1 protein-coding gene and 1 pseudogene are annotated in these 1,029 nt (G+C 78.1%); one reads left to right on the top strand and one right to left on the bottom strand.

The annotated features are described in order from the left end of the window. Positions 1–157, top strand: a pseudogene (locus tag AB0O00_RS41405) (sodium:proton antiporter); the annotation flags it as partial. A 65-nt stretch (positions 158–222) separates the two neighbouring features. Here the strand turns inward: AB0O00_RS41405 and AB0O00_RS41400 are convergent. After that, positions 223–900, bottom strand: a complete 678-nt coding sequence (locus tag AB0O00_RS41400; RefSeq protein ID WP_363659814.1) for a hypothetical protein — start codon at positions 898–900, stop codon at positions 223–225. Positions 901–1,029 lie beyond the last annotated feature (129 nt).

Here is a 1,029-nt window from a genome sequence, read left to right as displayed (position 1 = left end):
CCTGCGCGAGGGCGGCGACGACGGCCGCCCGGTCGTGCTCGCCGCGCCCGACTCCCCGGCCGGCGCCGCCCTGCGCGCCGTCGCCGGCAAGCTCGGCGGGCGCCAGCGCGGCCTGTCCGGCCTGTCGCTCGGCCTGACGCCCAGGAACAAGTTCTAGCGCGGACGTCCACGAGGGGCCGGGTGGTGCGCCACCCGGCCCCTCGTCGCGTCCGCGGACGGGCGCTACGGGCGGGTGTAGGCCGTCAGGTCGGGGACGGTCGAGAAGCCGGTGCCGTAGGCGCTGATGCCGCGCCCGTACGCGCCCAGCAGGACGCCGGGGGCCTCGCCGGCCAGCACCCAGCCGTACTCGGACTCGCGGTAGCGGAACGGCTGCGGCAGTCCGTTGACCGGGAGGCTGAGGGTGGACCAGCCGGGGCCGGCCAGGTCGTCGGCGAGGTCCCACGCGAGGGAGCTCTGCTGTTCCAGCCAGTCCTGGCGCAGCGCGCGGTCCAGCTGGCCCGGCCAGGTGGAGGCGAGCAGGCCCGAGCCGGCCAGCCAGGCGGCGGAGGAGGCGGAGGTCGCCTCCAGGGTGCCGGTGTTGTCGGCGCTGCGGCGGCTGTCGCGGCGGGCGACGGTGACGACGACGGCGAACTTGCGCACGTCGCGCGGCTCGAACTGGCGGGCCGGCTCCTCGCCGTGGCCGAGGGTGCCGTAGTCGACGCCGGCGGGGGCCCCGGCGCGGGAGCCGCCGGCGCCGGCCTGCATCAGGTAGCGGCGGCCGGTCCAGCCGTCGTCCAGGCCGTACCAGGGGAAGTCGGCGGACAGGTAGGGCACCAGCGGGTCCGCCGGGCCGGCCTGCCCGCCGACCACCGGGCCGCCGGCCGTGGCCGTCGCCCCTCCCGCCTGACTCGTCGCGTCCATCCCCGGGCCTCCTCAAAGCACGTGTGCCTGCCGCGGCCCGCTCCCTTGGTGGCGGGCCCCGGCGTCCCCGCGCGCGTCCTGCGGCCCGCGCGGGCGCGGGATCTGACGGACTGCTCGACGGGAACAATC

This window comes from Kitasatospora sp. NPDC093558 (assembly GCF_040683475.1).
In the GTDB taxonomy this organism is placed as follows: domain Bacteria; phylum Actinomycetota; class Actinomycetes; order Streptomycetales; family Streptomycetaceae; genus Kitasatospora.
Note: the sequence above shows the minus strand (reverse complement) of the source record. Positions and strands in the feature narration are given on the sequence as shown.

Coding starts and splice junctions, on each gene's coding strand:
- AB0O00_RS41400 (WP_363659814.1), bottom strand. CDS start 900: ATGGACGCGACGAGTCAGGCGGGAGGGGCGACGGCCACGGCCGGCGGC.